This window comes from Pseudomonas marginalis (assembly GCF_900105325.1).
Lineage (GTDB): Bacteria > Pseudomonadota > Gammaproteobacteria > Pseudomonadales > Pseudomonadaceae > Aquipseudomonas > Aquipseudomonas marginalis.
In genome coordinates this window covers 2,294,303-2,313,874 of the sequence record NZ_FNSU01000003.1, presented here as the reverse complement: position 1 = coordinate 2,313,874, position 19,572 = coordinate 2,294,303, and the positions used below count along the sequence as shown (strand labels likewise).

General features: G+C 60.8%; 19 protein-coding genes and 1 riboswitch. Of the genes, 10 read left to right on the top strand and 9 right to left on the bottom strand.

Going from position 1 to position 19,572, the window contains the following annotated elements; translation table 11 throughout:
* Positions 1-137 precede the first annotated feature (137 nt).
* From BLW22_RS19840 to BLW22_RS19820, 5 genes are all read left to right on the top strand, one after another.
* The gene (locus BLW22_RS19840; protein ID WP_074847333.1) at positions 138-677 is read left to right on the top strand and encodes a hypothetical protein; all 540 of its coding nucleotides are present in this window, start codon (positions 138-140) and stop codon (positions 675-677) included.
* Entirely contained in the window at positions 674-1,126 is a 453-nt protein-coding gene (locus BLW22_RS19835) for a GNAT family N-acetyltransferase (RefSeq protein ID WP_162844271.1), read from the top strand. Before BLW22_RS19840 ends, BLW22_RS19835 begins: the two co-directional genes overlap by 4 nt.
* 76 nt (positions 1,127-1,202) lie before the next feature.
* Positions 1,203-1,670 carry a DUF1203 domain-containing protein gene (locus BLW22_RS19830; protein ID WP_074847332.1) on the top strand — a complete coding sequence of 156 codons (468 nt, stop codon included), beginning with the start codon at positions 1,203-1,205 and terminating at the stop codon, positions 1,668-1,670.
* A 102-nt stretch (positions 1,671-1,772) separates the two neighbouring features.
* On the top strand, positions 1,773-2,780 hold the full coding sequence (locus BLW22_RS19825; protein ID WP_074847331.1) for a hypothetical protein: 1,008 nt from the start codon (positions 1,773-1,775) through the stop codon (positions 2,778-2,780).
* 62 nt (positions 2,781-2,842) lie between these two features.
* Positions 2,843-3,340 (top strand): GNAT family N-acetyltransferase, encoded by a 498-nt coding sequence (locus BLW22_RS19820; protein ID WP_074847330.1) that lies wholly within the window; start codon positions 2,843-2,845, stop codon positions 3,338-3,340.
* A gap of 38 nt (positions 3,341-3,378) precedes the next feature.
* On the opposite strand, the gene BLW22_RS19815 is transcribed toward BLW22_RS19820, so the two are convergent.
* The 4 genes from BLW22_RS19815 to BLW22_RS19800 all read right to left on the bottom strand — a co-directional run bounded on the left by BLW22_RS19815 (position 3,379) and on the right by BLW22_RS19800 (position 7,427).
* The gene (locus BLW22_RS19815) at positions 3,379-4,143 is read right to left on the bottom strand and encodes an ABC transporter ATP-binding protein (protein WP_065925074.1); all 765 of its coding nucleotides are present in this window, start codon (positions 4,141-4,143) and stop codon (positions 3,379-3,381) included.
* Positions 4,140-5,144 (bottom strand): FecCD family ABC transporter permease, encoded by a 1,005-nt coding sequence (locus tag BLW22_RS19810; protein ID WP_065925075.1) that lies wholly within the window; start codon positions 5,142-5,144, stop codon positions 4,140-4,142. Before BLW22_RS19810 ends, BLW22_RS19815 begins: the two co-directional genes overlap by 4 nt.
* Complete coding sequence (locus tag BLW22_RS19805) at positions 5,141-6,151, bottom strand: ABC transporter substrate-binding protein (RefSeq protein WP_065947085.1); 1,011 nt, start codon at positions 6,149-6,151, stop codon at positions 5,141-5,143. Before BLW22_RS19805 ends, BLW22_RS19810 begins: the two co-directional genes overlap by 4 nt.
* 116 nt (positions 6,152-6,267) lie before the next feature.
* Positions 6,268-6,461: riboswitch (cobalamin riboswitch) on the bottom strand.
* A gap of 36 nt (positions 6,462-6,497) precedes the next feature.
* Positions 6,498-7,427, bottom strand: a complete 930-nt coding sequence (locus BLW22_RS19800) for a DNA/RNA non-specific endonuclease (protein WP_065925077.1) — start codon at positions 7,425-7,427, stop codon at positions 6,498-6,500.
* Between the two features lie 129 nt (positions 7,428-7,556).
* Between BLW22_RS19800 and BLW22_RS19795 the strand changes: the two genes are divergently transcribed.
* Together BLW22_RS19795 and BLW22_RS19790 are read left to right on the top strand one after the other, a co-directional pair.
* Positions 7,557-8,618 carry a M4 family metallopeptidase gene (locus BLW22_RS19795; RefSeq protein WP_074847329.1) on the top strand — a complete coding sequence of 354 codons (1,062 nt, stop codon included), beginning with the start codon at positions 7,557-7,559 and terminating at the stop codon, positions 8,616-8,618.
* Between the two features lie 14 nt (positions 8,619-8,632).
* A complete protein-coding gene (locus tag BLW22_RS19790; RefSeq protein ID WP_027604053.1) occupies positions 8,633-8,938 on the top strand; it encodes a protealysin inhibitor emfourin in 306 nt (101 codons plus the stop codon).
* 2 nt (positions 8,939-8,940) lie between these two features.
* Here BLW22_RS19790 and BLW22_RS19785 read toward each other — a convergent pair whose 3' ends face one another.
* The 3 genes from BLW22_RS19785 to BLW22_RS19775 all read right to left on the bottom strand — a co-directional run bounded on the left by BLW22_RS19785 (position 8,941) and on the right by BLW22_RS19775 (position 12,228).
* Positions 8,941-9,297 carry a response regulator gene (locus BLW22_RS19785; protein ID WP_027604054.1) on the bottom strand — a complete coding sequence of 119 codons (357 nt, stop codon included), beginning with the start codon at positions 9,295-9,297 and terminating at the stop codon, positions 8,941-8,943.
* A gap of 23 nt (positions 9,298-9,320) precedes the next feature.
* On the bottom strand, positions 9,321-10,763 hold the full coding sequence (locus BLW22_RS19780; RefSeq protein WP_065925079.1) for an ATPase domain-containing protein: 1,443 nt from the start codon (positions 10,761-10,763) through the stop codon (positions 9,321-9,323).
* Positions 10,764-10,836: 73 nt separating this feature from the next.
* The gene (locus BLW22_RS19775; protein WP_065925080.1) at positions 10,837-12,228 is read right to left on the bottom strand and encodes an aldehyde dehydrogenase family protein; all 1,392 of its coding nucleotides are present in this window, start codon (positions 12,226-12,228) and stop codon (positions 10,837-10,839) included.
* A gap of 103 nt (positions 12,229-12,331) precedes the next feature.
* On the opposite strand from BLW22_RS19775, the gene ptrR reads away from it, so the two are divergent.
* Positions 12,332-13,204 carry a putrescine utilization regulator PtrR gene (ptrR, locus tag BLW22_RS19770; RefSeq protein ID WP_074847328.1) on the top strand — a complete coding sequence of 291 codons (873 nt, stop codon included), beginning with the start codon at positions 12,332-12,334 and terminating at the stop codon, positions 13,202-13,204.
* 409 nt (positions 13,205-13,613) lie between these two features.
* Here ptrR and BLW22_RS19765 read toward each other — a convergent pair whose 3' ends face one another.
* Positions 13,614-13,823, bottom strand: coding sequence for a hypothetical protein (locus BLW22_RS19765; protein WP_074847327.1), 210 nt, complete (start codon positions 13,821-13,823; stop codon positions 13,614-13,616).
* A gap of 112 nt (positions 13,824-13,935) precedes the next feature.
* On the bottom strand, positions 13,936-15,132 hold the full coding sequence (locus BLW22_RS19760; RefSeq protein ID WP_027604058.1) for an amino acid aminotransferase: 1,197 nt from the start codon (positions 15,130-15,132) through the stop codon (positions 13,936-13,938).
* 342 nt (positions 15,133-15,474) lie between these two features.
* Here BLW22_RS19760 and uvrB point away from each other — a divergent pair, with 342 nt between their 5' ends.
* Entirely contained in the window at positions 15,475-17,490 is a 2,016-nt protein-coding gene (gene uvrB, locus BLW22_RS19755) for an excinuclease ABC subunit UvrB (RefSeq protein WP_065925083.1), read from the top strand.
* Positions 17,491-18,035: 545 nt separating this feature from the next.
* The gene (gltX, locus tag BLW22_RS19750) at positions 18,036-19,517 is read left to right on the top strand and encodes a glutamate--tRNA ligase (RefSeq protein WP_065925084.1); all 1,482 of its coding nucleotides are present in this window, start codon (positions 18,036-18,038) and stop codon (positions 19,515-19,517) included.
* The last annotated feature ends 55 nt before the right edge of the window (positions 19,518-19,572 follow it).

Here is a 19,572-nt window from a genome sequence, read left to right as displayed (position 1 = left end):
GCAGCCCCAAAACCAGCCAGTGCAGAGTAAGCCCGCTTCCCACAGAAAGCACCGATTCACTACAATCGCCTTATCTTTTATCAGCAGGCCGGGTACCCTCTTTTCTCCAAACATTCCCCCCAAGCAAAGGAAAGCACGTGAAGATTCTCCAAGGAGCCATCGGTCTATCGGCGCTTTATCTGCTGGCAGGCTGTGGCCAGGTCACCGAAAAAACACTGACGTTCGATGTGCCCTATGGGATGTATGAAACCGTTCTGCGCCAGAACGTCACCGGAACAGGCCAGTTGACCTGCAAGGTCACCACCGACAACCAGGACCGCGGCGAAAAGTGGGTGCCGTCGGTGATTCTTGCGGCGGCCGAGGACGCTGCCGAGGACGACACCCTGTTTCTTTCCAGCTACACGCCAGCCGACAGTGACCAGCGCTTGTTCCAACTGCGCACCTTCAACAAAGCCAAGCCGGTCATCGACACCTTCTTCCATCGGGCCCCCGACCAACGCGGTGTGTATACGTTGCGCCTGACCTGGCAAGCGGACGGCGCCATTGGTTATCAGGTCGCCAGCGGTGGGGCCTGGGAAGAGAGGAAACTCGTGGACAAGCCCGGTTTTTCCGTGCGCCACGTGAGCGTACATGCCTCCGGTATGAAGGGCAGCGCTGTGTGTGAGTTGCGTGAGTGAACGCGCTGACGTTGAGGCCGGCGACGGTGACTGATCTGCCGTCGATCTATCGGGGAGAGCAGGACTACATCCGCCGCTGGGAGCCCGACCACGAAGCAGCCTGGCGGCTCCAGTTGGAGCGCCACCTTACACGCTGGGTCGATAACTTCGAACGCTTGACGATCGCGATGCTGGGCGGGCAGTTGGCCGGTTATTCGCTGTGGACTGCAGAGGAGGGGGTTGCCGAGCTTTGTACGATCAACGTCAGTGACGTTCACCGACGCCAGGGGATCGGTCGGACGTTGCTGGACGCTTACGCGGCGGCGGCTGGGCAGAATGACTTCTTGACGTTGCGATTGAGCGTACGTTCCGATAACCCTGCCCGGCTGATGTATGAGCGCGCCGGGTTTGTCTGTGTGGGCACAGATTCGAACGACTACCTTTGCTACGAGCGAGCCAGCCGCCCGTGAATATCACCGCAAGAATCGGATAGCCACCGCTGTCCAGGTGCTCGTCTCATGGGGCTCACCCTAAGAGGCGCCCACCATGAACTTCCGCATTACGGGCCTTGCTCCCGGTCCATTTCTCAGTGTGTTTGGTTTGCCCGACGATGAGCTTGCCGCGCGTGGGATCAAGCGTTACCGAGTCGACTGTCACCCAGGTTTTCCCGACCGCATAGAGATGAAAGACGTTCAGGTTGGGCAGAACGTGCTGTTGCTCAATCACGTCAGCCAGCCGGCGCATTCGCCGTACCGTGCGTCGCACGCGATTTTCATCCGCGAGGGGGCGACGCAGGCTTATGACGCGGTTAACCAGGTGCCTGAGGTGATGCGAATCCGGCTGCTGTCCCTGCGGGCATTTTCCGAGGAAGGCATGATGGTGAATGCAGATGTCGTGGAAGGGCAGGTGATTGAGCCGATGATCGAGAGGATGTTGGATAATCCTGAGGTTAGCTACATTCATGTTCACAATGCGAAACAAGGGTGTTATTCGGGGCGGATAGATAGAATCTAGGATTACTGTATCCAGGAGGGTAATATTTGAGCGTTGGCGCTAAAAATCGGCGTAACCCTAGTGCTCGGTCCCCCCAGTGAGCCTGCTACCCAAGGAGAACGAATGAGCAGAGGAATGTTCGCGTCAATCGCTGCAAGCGATGCCTATAAAAACGCTGATAAAGAGTGGTGTGTTGAACTTCAGACCTACCATAAGTACTGGTACGATTTGGTGGTGAATCCCAATGATGTTGCTGACTATTTCGATACAAGGAAGTTAATTGTTGAGTATTTGAGAGCTGTAAAGAAACATGTGGAGGAAAGTCTGGAGAAACGTTTTATCTATTTTATCTGTTCTCGGGAAAAGGTTAGGTTTGATACGAATAAAAAACCTTCATTCAATCCGATTACAAAAAAAACAAAAATATACATACGGGTTGGTAAGTATCAGAAAAAACGATCAATACATTGTAAGTTTTACGACGTGCACAGCGAAAAATTTTGCATGCCGGAAATCAGTCTTAGTGAAAAATATATAACCATTGCGGACTCCGAGGGAGATCTTGTCACTTCTTCCATACATGATTTTTTGGAGGAGGCGAATATCGCATTGGGTTTGGATAGTAAGGTTGAATATGTGGGGTATACGAAGAACCCCCATACACGCCCTACGAATGGGGCTCATACCGGCCTGAGTGATGCCCTGTATAAAGTGGCTGATGAAAACAGAGATTCACTGATTTACTTTAATCTTTTTAAAGTGATTACTCGCGCGGTGAATGGCGGAGCGATGCTGAATTTTGCTATGGCCAACGCGATGACTGATGAAGTTGACGTCGATTTGGAAGGTGAGTTGTTGGAAAAGTGTTTTATTTTTTATTTTGATTCGGTTAGCCAGAATAGGAATAAGGAAAAAGAGCTTTTGGAGCTTAAAGGTCATTTGTCTCGGGTGTCCAGTGAACATAAAATTTCCACTATTGATGTGGTCTATGAGTTTGAGCGCCCAAGCGAGTATGGACTGTTTTCATCGTCCAAAGTTTTACCAAAGCATCGCCACGCTTTTACAATCAGACAGGTGGGGGGCGACGTCGAGATAGCCAGGGAACCGAGTAGATTTGAAAAGCTAGTTTAGCCATTAAGTCCATGGGCGTGCGTGCAAACGCTTTGATTTCTGCAGATTAAGGTTGCACCGTTATGAGCAATCACATCACCATCCAGACCTTCAACGCGGCCGACATTCCTGAGGTGCTGATCTTCGTCCTGCAGGCCCGTGCCGAGCTTTTCCCAAAGCTCAGCGCAACTGGAATGCCGACGGATCTGGCGCGATTTGAAGCGACCTATATACATGGCGATGGCCAATTCCTCATTGCCCGTGCCGAGGGCCAGATCGTCGGAGCCATCGGCTATCTGCCCTATGACAGCCGCTTCCCTCAGCTGAATTACCAAGGCCGCAAGACCGTTGAAGTGGTGCGTCTGTTCGTCCTGCCAGCGTTCCGCCGCTTTGGTTTGGCGGGTGAGCTATATCGCACGCTGGAGGGTATGGCGCAGGCGAACGGGGTCGAGGTGGTGTACCTGCATACCCATCCGTTTCTACCAGGGGCGATTGATTTCTGGATTCGCCAGGGGTTTGATGTGGTGGATGTAGAGGCCGACCCGGTGTGGCAGACGACACATATGCACAGGCCTCTGTAGATCCAATGTGGGAGGGGGGGGGAGTGGGCATGTCCTGTTCAGTTAGACCGCAACCGCAGTATCTGCGCCCCATCGAACGGGTCCGTCAGGTAGTGCGCCTGCACCCCGAATGTCTCCCGCAAGCGCTCCGGCGTCAGCACCTCCAGCGGCTTGCCCAGCGCGACCAGGCGCCCACGGTCCAGCACGGCCAGGCGATCGCAGGTCAGCGCCTGGTTCAGGTCATGCAGGGCGATGAGGGTGGTCACCGGCAAACCTTGCACGCCTTTCAAAATCGCCAGTTGATGCTGGATATCCAGGTGATTGGTCGGCTCGTCCAGCAACAGGATCTGCGGCCGTTGCGCCAGGGCGCGGGCGATGTGCACGCGCTGGCGCTCGCCGCCGGAGAGGCTGCGCCAGGCGCGGTGGCTCAGGTGGGTGGCGTCCACATCATGCAGGGCCTGGCGCACGATGGCGTCGTCGTCGCCGGACCACGGGCTCAGCGCCGACAGCCACGGTGTACGGCCCAGTGCTACGGCGTCGAATACGCGGATGGCGTCGTCGGTGTCGGCCTGTTGTTCCACCACCGCCAGCTGTTGTGCGATGGCGCGGCGGGACAGGTCGCCCAGGCGTTGGCCGCCCAGGCGTACGTCGCCGCTGGCCGGCGTGCGCAAGCCAGCGAGCAGTTTGAGCAGGGTGGATTTGCCGGAGCCGTTGGGCCCGACGATCCCCAGGGTTTCACCCAACTGAACCTCCAGGTGGATATCGCGCAGCAACTCCGCCTCACGCACCTTGAAGCCCAGGCCGGTGCAACTCAGTACGCTCATCGCGCATTCCTCCGGCCAATCAGGATCAGCGCAAACACCGGCGCGCCCACCAGCGCCGTCACCACGCCGACCGGGATCACCTGGCCTTTGATCAAGGTGCGCGACAACACATCGGCCGCAATCAAAAATAACGCGCCGCCCAGCGCACTGGCGGGCAGCAGGCGCGAATGCCCGGTGCCGAGGAGCAGGCGCACCGCGTGGGGGATCACCAGGCCGACAAAGCCGATGGAGCCGACAATCGACACCATCACCGCCGTCACCAGCGCCGCGCAACCCACCAGCACAACCTGCACGCGGCGCACCGGGATGCCCAGGGACGCGGCCGAATCCGTGCCGAAGGTGAACGCATCCAACGCGCGACGATGCCACAGGCACACCACCAGGCCCGTGATCGCCACCGGCACTGCCAGCCACACCGACGGCCAGCGCACGCCGCTGAGGTTACCCAGCAGCCAGAACAGGATGCCGCGCGCCTGTTCGGAGCTGGCTGATTTGGTGATCAGGAACGCCGTGAGCGCATTGAACAACTGCGACCCGGCGATGCCGGCGAGGATGATCTGCCCGGTGCCGCTGGACGAACCGCTGGCCCGCGCCAGCAAAATCACCAGGGCAAACGCCGCCATCGCGCCGACAAAGGCGCCGGCCGACAATGAAATCAGCCCGCCGCCCACGCCCATCAACGCCACCAGCACCGCGCCGGTCGAAGCGCCGGCGCTGATGCCCAGCAGGTACGGATCGGCCAGCGGGTTGCGCAGCAACGACTGCAAAATCACCCCGCAGGTGGCCAGCCCGGCACCGCAGGCGGCGGCCACCAGGGCACGGGTGAGGCGGTAGTTCCACACCACGCCTTCATCGATCGGGTCCAGCACGTAACCGGCCGCCCACAGTTTGTTCGCGAGCACCTGCAGCACCACCTGGGGCGAGATGGCGGTTTCGCCGATGGCCACGCCGGCGAGCACGGCGATCAGCAATAGCGCCAGGGCGAGTAAGGTCCGGATCATTGCGGCAGTTCGTAGCCGTCGATGGCCGTGGCCAGGTGTTCAAGGCCGTCGAACATGCGGATGCTGGCCTGCAGCGCCAGGGCGTCGAGGATGATGATGCGGTTGTTTTTCACCGCGTCCATGTTGCGCGTGACCGGGTCGCTGCGCAGGAAGGCGAGTTTCTTTTCATGGTCGTCGGCGGGATAGCGGCGACGGTCCATGCGGGCGATCACCAGGAAGGTCGGGTTGGCCTTGGCGAGGGTTTCCCAGCCGACGGCGGGCCATTCTTCATCGGATTGCACCACGTTGTGCAGGCCGAGGGTTTCGAGCATGAACTCCGGAATGCCCTTGTGGCCGGCCACGTAGGGGTCGCTAGCCAGTTCTGCGCTGGAGAACCACACCAGCGCGCTGGCCTGCTTGAGGCCTTTGCTCTGCACGGTGGCCACGGATTGGGCCAGGCGCGCCTGGAGCTCATCGTTCAACTGTTGGCCGCGATCCTGCACATCGAAAATCTGCGCCAGCTGGCGGATGCTCTTGTAGATCGTCTCGATACGGAACGGCTCCAGCCGCGTGCCGTCGGCGCCCACCAGGTTGTCCTTGCCTTCGCAGTCGGAGGGCAGCAGGTAGGTGGGGATCTTCAGGTCGTGAAACTGCTCGCGGGTGCCGACTACGCCTTGCGGGCCCACCACCCATTCCAGCTCGGCGGCCACCAGTTGCGGGCGCTTGGCGATCACCGCTTCGAAGCTGGGCTCGTTGTTGGCCAGGCGCTCGATGCTGTCGTTCTGCGCCTTGAACTGCGGCAACACGCTGTTGAACCACAGCGAGGTGCCCACCACGCGGTCAGCCACGCCGAGGGCATAGAGCATTTCGGTGGCGGCCTGGCCGATGGTCACGCTGCGCGCGGGCGCCTGCGGGAAGGTGAGGGTGCTGCCGCAGTTTTCCAGGGTCAGCGGGTAGTGCGTGGGCGCGGCGTGGGCCAGGGCGCAGAAACCCAGGCCGCTGATCAGGGCGGTAACGCGTGGCAGCATGAGGCGATCTCCGTGTGGACCGTACGTGGAAACAGGCTAGGTACGGTTCGGAAATACGCCCTCGAACGCCGGCGAACGGGCAGGCAAGGATGTCCTTCCCGGACACCCCGCCGGTGAGTGATTGTGCTGGGCCGGCAGGTCTCCTGACTGATGCGTCGTCGCCACGCTCCGGCCTTCCCGGACGCGGTCCAGTGGCAGTGGGGAGCAGGCTCGGCACCTACAGTTGCGGGGGCAGTTCCGATTGACGCGGTGTACCGCGCTTCGGATTCCCTATTAGTCCCGTTCGGGAACCGGCGCGGTATGGTAGTTGATTAGGGCGAGGCGATACAGCCCGAAGGGCGCCCGGTCAGAGACGAATATCCTCGGGGCCGCGGATCAGCGCTTCAATTCGCGTGCCCGTAGCGCGCTCTTCGTTGCTGAAGCCGTCGTAGTCCGCCAGGTTGGCGAAGCGGATGCCGGTCAATTGTTCGATCTGGATCACGCTGCGCTGGTAGGTCCTGACCTGGCCGAACATCAGGTCGAGCTGACCCAGCTCGCGGCTTTGGTCGATCATGTAGGCGCTGGCGGAGGGCTTGCCGTCATCGCTGAGGTAGGCCACCACTTTCCAGAACGCCTTGGGGATTCTGATACCACGGTAAAGGCGGTCGTCGTCGGCGAACACCGGGCCGCTGAACACCGTTGCCCGGGCTTTCCAGCGCTGCGTGTTATTGAGGATGTAGTCTTCCAGTTCCAGCCAGGTCTTCTGGTTGAACCCGCTCATCTGCGGCGAGCAGTTGGTGAAGTGGAAGGTGTCGAGGTTGGCGGTGTTTGCCGCGTCGCCCCAGTTAGGATCCTGGCGCCGTACCAGGTGACCGCGATCCAGGCCATTGCTGGCATAGAGCTCTTCGCCCACCTGGGCGCTGATCGGCAGGCGCCCATCGTAGGCCCAGGTGTCGTTGCTGCGGATAATCTCCACATGCTGCCCGCCGTCGATATTGACGCCCACGTAGAGCGCCAGTCGTCGGGAACGGGACATCGTCACCGAGAAATGCGTGTAGTCCAGGCGCAGCGGTTGGACGTCGTCCGCCAATGCCTCATCGGCGGTGGGCCAGGGCACTGCGAAGCTGCTGAGAAAGTCCTCGGCGTAGCCCTGTCGGTCCTGTAGATCCTTGGCCGCGGTGACACGGGGCGTCGCCGCCCGGGCTTCCATCAGGGTGGGATTGGTCGCGATCAACGGGCGCAGATCGGCGAGTCGTGGGCGGTGCGCAAGATCGATTTTGGCTTTGCGGGCTGGCATGGGTAAGTCCTCCTTGGATAAACACGACTGCAACATAGATTGATGACAATTGATGACACGGGTTAACCCTGGGGGGCTATCCTCAAACGGTTACCGGAGCTACACCATATGCCAACAGGGAGCCAGCTAATGTGTGATCGCCACCACCGCAACCCGATTTTCTGCCTGATCCCGCCGTATATGCTCGACCAGATCGCGCGTCACGGTGATAAGGCCCAGCGCGACATCGCGCTGCGCACCCGCGCCAAGGACAGCACGTTCCGTTCGCTGCGCATGGTCGCAGTGCCCGCCAAGGGGCCGGCCCACATGGCCCTGGTCATGGGCGCCGGCAAACGGCGCTCGATCTACACCGCCGAAGGCACCGACAGCCTGCCGGGCAAGCTGGTCCGCAGTGAAGGCCAGCCCGCCAGTGGCGACGCCGCCGTGGACGAAGCCTATGACGGCTTGGGTGCCACGTTCGATTTTTTCGAAGAGGTGTTCGACCGCAACTCCATCGACGACGCCGGCATGGCCCTGGATGCCACCGTGCACTTTGGCCAGAACTATAACAATGCGTTCTGGAACTCGACCCAGATGGTGTTTGGCGATGGCGATGGGCAGTTGTTCAACCGCTTCACGGTGGCCCTCGACGTGATTGGCCATGAGTTGGCCCATGGTGTCACCGAGGATGAGGCCAAGCTGATGTATTTCAACCAGTCCGGCGCGCTGAACGAGTCACTCTCGGACGTGTTCGGCTCCCTGATCAAGCAGTATGCGTTGAAGCAAACGGCCGAGGACGCCGATTGGCTGATCGGCAAAGGGTTGTTCACCAAGAAGATCAAAGGCGTCGCCCTGCGTTCGATGAAGGCCCCCGGCACCGCGTTCGACGACAAGCTGCTGGGCAAGGACCCTCAGCCAGGGCATATGGATGATTTTGTCCAGACCTACGAGGACAATGGCGGGGTGCATATCAATTCCGGCATTCCCAACCATGCGTTCTATCAGGTGGCGACCCGGATTGGCGGGTTTGCCTGGGAGCGTGCAGGACGTATCTGGTATGACGCGCTGCGCGATGCGCGGTTGCGGCCGAACTCGGGGTTTTTACGTTTTGCGCGTATAACCTACGATATCGCCGGCCGTCTCTACGGCGCGAACAAGGATGAGCACAAGGCGGTCAAGGAGGGCTGGAAAGCGGTTGGCATTAACGTCTGACGTGAGGAACAGCCATGCAAATTTCGATCAAGGAAAACGGCGGGCCGGCGTTTTTTCCGGGTTTGACCAAGCCTCGTACTGTGGAGTTGAACACGTTGCCCGAGCCGGACCAACAAGAGTTGCGGCAGCTGATCGAGGCTTCAAACTTCTTTCAGTTGCCGCAGAGCACCACGCCAGAGCCCGGAAATCCGGGCCAGGTGCACTACACCCTGACCGTGAAGGAAGGCCAGCAGGAACATACGGTGTGCGTGCTCGCGCCGGTGAAGTCGCAGGCATTGGATGGGCTGGTGCAGTGTGTGCGCCGGCATATCCGCAGTTGAGGTCACCCCAGCAGTTCCTTCACCTTGGTAATGAGCTTGTTGATGTCGAACGGCTTATCCAGCACCGCATCGAACAGGTCCGAGCGCTGCATGCCGATATGGGCCTGCGCGCCGCTGATCAGGATAATTGGCAGGTGCTTGACGGCCGGCAGTGCACGGACCGCTTCGGCGAACTCCTCACCGTCCATCACCGGCATCATGAAATCGGTGATGATCAGCGACGGCCGTTCTCGCTCCAGCACCTCCAGCGCCTTTTTCCCATTGCCAGCTGTGACGACCATGAACCCCTCATCTTCCAGTGCGTAGGCAAGGATATCGGCGATCAAGTACTCGTCATCGACGACCAGGATGGTGGCCATGTCAATTCAACCTACCCAAAGACTTAAAAAGCTGAACCAGGCAGCGCTGAATTGGATGCAACTGAGGGGGCATTTGTTGAAACCTTTCTTAAGTCAACGGCTTGGTCACGGATCACCACCTCTAATAATGAGGGGTCATAAAAGCTGTCTCTGACCTTAAGAATGGAAAGCGTCCTTCTAAGTTCAGACTGAATCTCGAAGAAACGCATAAGCATGAGGTTGTCGGCAATGCTTGACAGTTCAGACGCGGGGGAAGTGACCTCCGAGCCGAACAGATCATGCATCTCCCACGTGGCGAAGACCGTGACGCCCCTGGCGCGCAGTTCGTTCATCAGTGCGCTGTAGAAGTCGGTGATCCGTGCCGGGTTGTTGGAGACGCGGGTCATGCCGCTCAAGCTGTCGATGAACAGGCGCTTGATGCCCTTTTCCTCGACAAGGCGCAGCAATCGCGCGCCAAGCCCGTCCAGCAGGCCTTCGGTGGTGGGCTGCCAGGCGATGGTCAGTGCGCCACTGTCTTCCATCTCCTGGATATCGATGCCCAGGGATTGGCCTTTGAGCCGCAGGCGCTGAGGGCTTTCGTAGAAGCCGAAGTGCAGGCCGGGAGCGTCTACCGTCGATTCCGAGAGAAACTTGAGGCCCAGGGTGGTCTTGCCAATGCCCGACGGCCCCATGACCAGGGTCACGCTGGAACTGTGCAGCCCGCCGCCGAGGATGCCGTCCAACGAGCCGATACCGCTGGCGATGCGCGTCAGGTCGGCGCTGTCGGGTGCGGACGGGCGGCCATAGAGGCTTTCCAGGCGTGGGTACACCACCAGGCCGTCGTCGTTGATTTCACACTCGTGCAGGCCGGTGAGCGCGCCGCTGCCGCGGGTCTTGCGCAACTGGATACGGCGCACGGAACGGGTGCCGAACAGTTCCTCACCCATTTCGATCACGCCATCGACCATGGTGTGCTCGGGACTGCCGTCATCCAGGCGTGAGCTGGTGAGGAACAACACCGTGCAACCGGCGAAGGCGGCATGCCCTTGCAGTTCTGAAATGAATTTTTTCGTGTCGATCGGCGAGTCGGCCTTGGAACGCGCGTTCAACAAGCCGTCCACCACCATGACGGTGGCCCTCTGCCTGCTGATCTCACGCCTGAGCAGCTTGACCACTTCGTCGAGGCCTTCGTTTTCCAGGGTGTCGAAGGCGCTGACAAACTGGATTTCGGCGCCGACACGGGAGGCGTCAAAAAAGCTCAGGGTAGAGAGGAACTGGAAAAGGCGGTCGTGGGATTCCGCCAACAGCGTGGCAACCAGGACTCGGCCGCCATTGCGCGCGTGATGAAACCCCAGCTGGTTGGCAAGGATGGTTTTACCTGAGCCGGGGCGGCCCTGAATGATGTAGGACGCCCCAGACACCAGCCCTCCCTTGAGCAGAGCGTCCAGCCCTTCGATTCCGCTTTGAAGGCGATTTAGCTTTTCCACAGTGCGATCCTGACCCTAAAAACATGCTGTTAAGCCGAGTGGACAGAATGCTAACGCCATTTGTTCACTGCTGCTACTTGCGATCCAGCCATACGGTCTGCGCATTGCAGAATTCGCGTAGGCCAAAATGCGACAACTCGCGCCCGAACCCGCTCTTCTTCACGCCGCCAAACGCCACCCGAGGGTCGGACACGCTGAACGCATTGATGAAGATCCCGCCGGTTTCCAGCTGGTTGGCGATGTCGCGGGCCTTGGCCGGGTCGGTGGTGAAGAGGCTGGCGGTGAGGCCGAACTCGCTGTCATTGGCCAGGGCCACGGCGTGGTCGGCATCGCGGGCGGTGATGATCGACGCCACGGGGCCAAACAGTTCCTGCTTGAACGAGGTCATCTGGTCGGTGACGTCGGCCAGTACGGTCGGCTCATAGTAGTTGGCGACACCGGCAACTTTGTGGCCGCCCAGCAGCAGGGTGGCGCCTTCTTCCAGGGTGGCCTGGACCTGGCCGTGCAACTCGTCGCGCAGGTCGAAGCGCGCCATCGGGCCGACGTAGGTGCTGGCCGAGGTCGGGTCGCCCATCACCAGCGCGCGGCTGGCTTCGACGAACTTGGCGGTGAAGGCGTCCACCACGCCGGCTTCGATGATCAGGCGCTTGGCGGCGGCGCAGACCTGGCCGCTGTTCTGGAAGCGGCCGATGACGGCGGCCTGCACGGCGGCGTCGAGGTCGGCGTCGTTGAGCACGATGAACGGGTCGGAGCCGCCCAGTTCCAGCACGCACTTCTTCAGCGCAGCGCCGGCCTGGGAGCCGATGGCCATGCCGGCGCGTACGCTGCCGGTGAGGGTGACGGCGGCGATGCGCGGGTCGGCGATGGCGGTGGATACGCCGTCCTGGGTCACGTTGATCACTTCGAACAGGCCTTCAGCGAATCCGGCCTTCTGCAACGCCGCTTTCATCATGTACGCGCTGCCCATCACGTTCGGCGCGTGTTTGAGCACGTAGGTATTGCCGGCGAGCAGGGTCGGCACGGCGCCACGCAGCACTTGCCATACCGGGAAGTTCCACGGCATCACGGCGAGGATCGGGCCCAGCGGGCGGTATTCGATGTGGGCGCTGCCGTTGTCCACCAGGGTGGGTTCCGGGGCTAGCATGGCCGGGCCGTGGGCGGCATACCACTCGCTGAGCTGGGCGCATTTTTCGATTTCGGCGCGGGCCTGGGTGATGGGCTTGCCCATTTCCAGGGTGATCATCTGCGCCATTTCTTCGGCTTGATCGCGCAGGGCGCCGGCCAGGGCCAGCAGCAATTCGGCACGCTGGCTGACCGGCTGGCGGCGCCAGGTGCGGAAGGCGGCGGTGGCACGGTCGAGGGCGGCGTCCAGTTGCGACGCGGTTTCGTAGGGGTAGCTGCCGACTGTTTCGCCGGTGGCGGGGTTGATCGACAGGGCGTGGGTCTGGTGAGAAATAGCGTTCATGGCACCGTCCGGCTGAATGAGTGGAATGGGTTCAGCCTACGGGGATGCATGTTTTCTGGAAACTGAATAATATTGAGCAATACGTTCACGATTGGAGAATGACTTGGATCTGGTGCAGCTGGAAATCTTCAAGGCCGTTGCCGAGCAAGGCAGCATCAGCGCCGCCGCGCAGTTGATTCATCGGGTGCCGTCGAACCTGACCACGCGCATCAAGCAACTGGAGCAGGATTTGGGCGTGGAGTTGTTTATCCGCGAGAAGAGTCGCCTGCGCCTGTCGCCCGCCGGATGGAATTTCCTCGGCTATGCGCGACGTATTCTCGACCTGGTGCAGGAAGCCCGCGCGACGGTGGCGGGGGAGGAACCCCAGGGCGCGTTTGCTCTCGGCTCCCTGGAAAGCACGGCGGCGGTGCGCATCCCGGCGCTGCTCGCGGCCTACAACCAGAAGCACACCAAGGTCGAATTGGACCTGAGCACCGGGCCTTCAGGCACGATGATCGAGGGCGTGTTGTCGGGACGGCTGGCGGCGGCGTTCGTCGATGGGCCGGTATTGCATGCCACCCTGGAAGGCGTGGCGGTGTTCGAGGAGGAGATGGTGGTGATTGCGCCGTTGCACCACGGGCCGATCACGCGAGGGCAGGATGTGAACGGGGAGAGCATCTACACCTTTCGCTCCAACTGTTCCTACCGGCACCATTTCGAGCGCTGGTTCGCACAGGACGGCGCGGTGCCGGGGAGGATCTTCGAGATGGAGTCCTACCACGGCATGCTCGCCTGCGTCAGCGCCGGGGCCGGCCTGGCGCTGATGCCACGCAGCATGCTGGAAAGCATGCCGGGGTTTACCACGGTGAGCGTGTGGCCGCTGACGGACAGTTTTCGCACCCTGCATACCTGGCTGATCTGGCGCCGTGGGACGGTGTCGCAGAGTTTGAACAGTTTTGTGAAGTTGCTGGAGGAACAAGGCTTGACGCTGGCGTAGATCGCCACCGCGCAAATCCTGTCGCTACCGCACCTCGCGTAGATACCTTCTTGTCCACCACCACGCAAACCCGTAGCAGCTGTCGAGCGCAAGCGAGGCAGAGGCCTTGATGTGATTGGCGTTCGTAGCAGCTGTCGAGCCTTGGCGAGGCTGCGTCGGTCGCGACTCGGTCCTGAATCGGCAGCGCGCCCGACGCAGCCTCGCTTGCGCTCGGCAGCTGCTACGGGGGTGAGGCCTTGGTGTGATTGGCGTTCGTAGCAGCTGTCGAGCCTTGGCGAGGCTGCGTCGGCCGCGGCTCGGTCCTGAGTCGGCAGCGCGCCCGACGCAGCCTCGCTTGCGCTCGGCAGCTGCTACGGATTGGATTTACGCGGTGTTGAAGAAGGCGGGATTTACGAGGGTGAGGCGAGATTCAGCCACCGAACTGGAAGGTGCCCATGGCCAATTTGGCCATGATCGCGGTCGCGCCCAACTGCACCAGCCACAACGCCAGGCCACCCAGGAACACACCCAACGCCACTTGCAGCACCAGGCTTTTCTGGCGCTTGGCTTGCGGCGCGCGCGGGGTGAAGTGCTCCTGGTCGTCGGGGTCGGCGTGCAGGTTCAGGTCGTCGTTTTTCATAGGGCTCTCACAACAAAAGGGCAATCGGTGCTCAGTCTAGGGGAGCAGGGTATTTTCCGACAGGCATTAAAAAAGGGAAGCCACGGCTTCCCTTCGTATAACGCCGTCAGGCTTATAGAACCTGAACAATCGCCTTTGTTACCGCAGCAATGTTCGACTGGTTCAACGCTGCCACGCAGATACGCCCGGTATCCAGCGCGTAGATACCAAACTCGCTGCGCAGGCGGGTGACTTGCTCAACGGTGAGGCCCGAGTAGGAGAACATCCCGCGTTGGCGACCGACGAAGCTGAAGTCGTGGCCCGGAGCAGCCTTGGCCAGCTCGGCAACCATCTGCTCACGCATGCCACGGATGCGCAGGCGCATCTCGGCCAGTTCGGCTTCCCACTGGGCGCGCAGCTCAGGGTTGTTGAGCACCGCGGCAACAATCGCTGCGCCATGGGTTGGCGGGTTGGAGTAGTTGGTGCGGATCACGCGCTTGACCTGGGACAGGATGCGCGCGCTTTCTTCCTTGGAGTCACCGACGATGGACAACGCGCCCACACGCTCGCCGTACAGGGAGAACGACTTGGAGAACGAGCTGGAGACAAAGAAGGTCAGGCCCGATTCGGCGAACAGGCGCACGGCGGCGGCGTCTTCGTGGATACCGTCGCCAAAGCCCTGGTAGGCCATGTCGAGGAACGGCACCAGGTTCCTGGCCTTGACCACGTCCAGCACGTTCTGCCAGTCGGCCGGGCTCAGGTCGACGCCGGTCGGGTTATGGCAGCAGGCGTGCAGCACCACGATGGACTGGGGCGGCAGGGCGTTGAGGTCTTCGAGCAGGCCGGCACGGTTCACGTCGTGGGTGGCGGCGTCGTAGTAGCGGTAGTTCTGCACCGGGAAACCGGCGGTTTCGAACAGGGCGCGGTGGTTTTCCCAGCTCGGGTCGCTGATCGCAACGACGGCGCCTGGCAGCAATTGCTTGAGGAAGTCTGCACCCAGCTTCAGGGCGCCGGTGCCGCCTACCGCTTGTACGGTGGTGACGCGGCCAGCGTTCAGCAGTGGCGATTCAGCGCCGAACAGCAGGGTCTGCACGGCCTTGTCGTAGGCGGCGATGCCGTCGATCGGCAAGTAGCCACGGGCGGCGTGTTGCGCCACGCGAATGGCTTCCGCTTCGGCAACGGCACGCAAGAGTGGAATCTTCCCCTCCTCGTTGCAGTAAACGCCCACGCCAAGGTTGACCTTGGTGGTTCGTGTATCGGCGTTGAATGCTTCGTTGAGGCCCAGGATTGGATCGCGTGGTGCCATTTCGACAGCGGAGAACAGGCTCATTTTGCGGCAGCTCTATGGGGGAAGGGAGGGACGTGTCGCGCTCCAGCCGAATGCACTAGAGCGGTGCACAAACGGGGAGCTAGTATAGAGGCCATCACCGCTGAGGGCGACAACCGAAACGGCTTTTCGGCCAAGTTTTTCGGTTTATTTGCCGACCGTTAGTCTTATTGCAACATTGATCAACCACGGCAGGCAGGACGATTGCCTTGAAACCCGTCACATTCGCCACCACTTCTACAGCTATCATAGTTTTTTCCTACGGTCCGCTCTGAAACTTCGCGGGTTGTGGTCTTTTTCGTCCCCGACGGGTTTACAGTCTGGGGTGACTTCAAGAGGTACGTTATGTCGGATTTCCAACTAGTCACCCGCTTTGAACCTGCCGGCGACCAGCCCGAGGCCATTCGCCAGATGGTCGAAGGCATCGAGGCCGGCCTGGCGCACCAGACGCTGCTCGGGGTGACCGGTTCGGGCAAGACCTTCAGCATCGCCAACGTGATTGCGCAGATCAACCGCCCCACGCTGGTGCTGGCCCCGAACAAGACCCTGGCCGCGCAGTTGTACGGCGAGTTCAAGGCGTTCTTCCCGAACAACGCGGTGGAGTACTTCGTTTCCTACTACGACTACTACCAGCCCGAAGCGTATGTGCCGTCCTCCGATACCTTTATCGAGAAGGATGCGTCGATCAACGACCACATCGAGCAAATGCGGCTGTCGGCGACCAAGGCGTTGCTGGAGCGCAAGGACGCGATCATCGTCACCACGGTGTCGTGCATCTATGGCCTGGGCAGCCCTGAAACCTATTTGAAGATGGTGCTGCACGTCGACCGCGGCGATAAACTCGACCAGCGCGAGCTGCTGCGCCGCTTGACCAGCCTGCAGTACACCCGCAACGACATGGATTTTGCCCGCGCCACCTTCCGCGTGCGTGGCGATGTGATCGACATCTACCCGGCCGAATCCGACCTGGAGGCGATCCGCATCGAGCTGTTTGACGATGAAGTCGAGAGCCTGTCGGCCTTCGATCCGTTGACCGGCGAAGTGATCCGCAAGCTGCCGCGCTTCACCTTCTATCCGAAAAGCCACTACGTGACCCCGCGCGAAACCCTGATGGGCGCCATCGAGGGTATCAAGGTCGAGCTGGCCGAGCGCCTGGAGTACCTGCGCGCCAACAACAAGCTGGTGGAAGCCCAGCGTTTGGAGCAACGCACGCGCTTTGACCTGGAGATGATCCTCGAGCTGGGCTACTGCAACGGCATCGAAAACTACTCGCGCTACCTCTCGGGCCGTGAGTCCGGCGCGCCGCCGCCGACCCTCTACGACTACCTGCCAGACGACGCACTGCTGGTGATCGACGAGTCCCACGTCAGCGTGCCGCAAGTGGGCGCGATGTATAAGGGCGACCGCTCGCGTAAGGAAACCCTGGTGGAGTACGGCTTCCGCCTGCCGTCGGCACTGGATAACCGGCCGATGCGCTTCGACGAGTGGGAAGCCATCAGCCCGCAGACCATCTTTGTGTCGGCCACGCCGGGCAACTATGAGGCCGAGCATGCCGGCCGTGTGATCGAGCAACTGGTGCGTCCCACCGGCCTGGTCGACCCGGAAATCGAAATCCGCCCGGCGCTGACCCAGGTGGATGACCTGTTGTCGGAGATCCATAAGCGTGTGGCCCTGGAAGAGCGGGTGCTGGTCACCACGCTGACCAAGCGCATGTCCGAAGACTTGACCGACTACCTCGCCGACCACGGCGTGCGCGTGCGTTACCTGCACTCGGACATCGACACCGTGGAGCGCGTGGAAATCATCCGCGACCTGCGCCTGGGCACCTTTGATGTGCTGGTGGGCATCAACCTGCTGCGCGAAGGCCTGGACATGCCGGAAGTGTCGCTGGTGGCAATCCTCGATGCAGACAAGGAGGGCTTCCTGCGCTCTGAACGCTCGCTGATCCAAACCATCGGTCGTGCGGCGCGTAACCTCAATGGCCGGGCGATTCTCTACGCGGATCGCATCACCGGTTCCATGGAGCGGGCGATTGGCGAGACGCAACGCCGTCGCGACAAGCAGATTGCCTTCAACCTGGAAAACGGCATTACGCCCAAGGGCGTGTTCAAGGACGTTGCCGACATCATGGAAGGAGCCACCGTGCCGGGCTCGCGCAGCAAGAAGCGCAAGGGCATGGCCAAGGCCGCCGAGGAAAGCGCCAAGTACGAAAACGAACTGCGCTCGCCGAGTGAGATCACCAAGCGGATTCGCCAGTTGGAAGAGAAAATGTACCAGTTGGCGCGGGACCTGGAGTTTGAAGCTGCGGCGCAGACTCGGGATGAGATTGGCAAGTTGCGTGAGCGGTTGCTGGCTGTCTGATCTGCGGTGACTAGACTGGCCTCATCGGGGCATAGGCATCTACACAACTCTTAAAGGCTGACACATAACTCTGTGGTGAGCGGGCTTGCCCCGCGCTGGGCTGCGAAGCAGCCCCAATAAGGTCACCGCAGAGTGCCAGAATCAATCGAGGTGAAGGTTTTGGGGCTGCTTCGCAACCCAGCGCGGGCATAGGTATCTACACAACTCTTAAAGGCTGACACATAACTCTGTGGTGAGCGGGCTTGCCCCGCGCTGGGCTGCGAAGCAGCCCCAGTAAAGAAGAACGCGGTGTATCAGGCACTCTGTAGAGGCTGGTTTTGGGGCTGCTTCGCAGCCCAGCGCGGGCGGTGCGACGATTCGACAAGCCCGCTCACCACAGAAGCCTAATTGCCATAGATTCCGTATTCACTGGAAGTTGTGTAGATACCCATGCTCATCGGGGGCTTGCCCCCGATGGTTGTGCCTCGGTTTTCCAGAAATCACCCAGGCTGTTACCATTCGCCCCTTGTTTCAATTTCAGTTATATCGCCCATTCGAGACCTGCCATGACCACCGTCCGCACGCGCATCGCGCCATCGCCTACTGGGGATCCCCACGTCGGCACTGCCTACATCGCCTTGTTCAACTACTGCTTTGCCAAGCAGCACGGCGGTGAATTCATCCTGCGGATCGAGGACACCGACCAACTGCGCTCCACCCGTGAGTCGGAACAGCAGATTTTCGATGCCCTGCGCTGGTTGGGCATTACCTGGGCCGAAGGCCCGGACGTAGGCGGCCCGCACGGTCCGTATCGCCAGAGCGAGCGCAGCGACATCTACAAGCAGTACACCCAGCAACTGGTCGACATGGGCCATGCGTTCCCATGCTTCTGCACCGCTGAAGAACTCGACCAGATGCGCGCGGAGCAACAGGCCCGTGGCGAAACCCCGCGCTACGATGGCCGCGCGTTGCTGCTGTCGAAAGAGGAGGTGGCTGCCCGCCTGGCCGCCGGTGAACCTCACGTTATCCGCATGAAGGTGCCGAGCGAAGGCGTGTGCGTGGTGCCGGACATGCTGCGCGGTGATGTCGAAATCCCGTGGGACCGCATGGACATGCAGGTGTTGATGAAGACCGACGGCCTGCCGACGTACTTCCTGGCCAACGTGGTCGACGACCACCTGATGGGCATCACCCACGTATTGCGGGGTGAAGAATGGCTGCCATCGGCGCCGAAGTTGATCCTTCTCTACGAATACTTCGGCTGGGAACAACCGCAGCTGTGCTACATGCCGCTGCTGCGTAACCCGGACAAGAGCAAGCTGTCCAAGCGCAAGAACCCGACCTCGGTGACGTTCTACGAGCGCATGGGCTTCATGCCTGAAGCGATGCTCAACTACCTGGGCCGCATGGGCTGGTCGATGCCGGACGAGCGTGAGAAGTTCTCGCTGCAGGAAATGGTCGATAACTTTGACCTGTCCCGCGTGTCGCTGGGCGGGCCGATCTTCGATATCGAGAAACTCTCGTGGCTCAATGGCCAGTGGCTGCGTGATCTGCCGGTGGAAGAATTCGCCAGCCGCGTGCAGCAATGGGCGCTGAACCCTGAATACATGATGAAGATCGCGCCACTGGTGCAGGGCAGGGTGGAGACGTTCAGCCAGGTTGCCCCGTTGGCCAGCTTCTTCTTTGCCGGTGGTGTGAACCCGGATACCAGGCTGTTCGAATCCAAGAAGCTCTCGGGCGATCAGGTGCGCCAGTTGATGCAACTGATCCTGTGGAAGCTGGAAAGCCTGCGCCAGTGGGAGAAGGATGCGATCACTGCGACGATCCAGGCGGTGGTGGAATCCCTTGAGTTGAAATTGCGCGATGCCATGCCGCTGATGTTTGCCGCGATCACCGGGCAGGCCAGTTCGGTGTCGGTGCTGGATGCGATGGAAATTCTCGGCCCGGACCTGACCCGTTTCCGCCTGCGCCAAGCCCTTGATTTGCTTGGTGGTGTATCGAAGAAAGAAAACAAAGAGTGGGAAAAGCTGTTGGGCGCTATCGCTTAAGCAGTCCATTGCAGCGACGAAACCCAGGTTTTCCGGGGTTTCGTCGGTAAGTGAT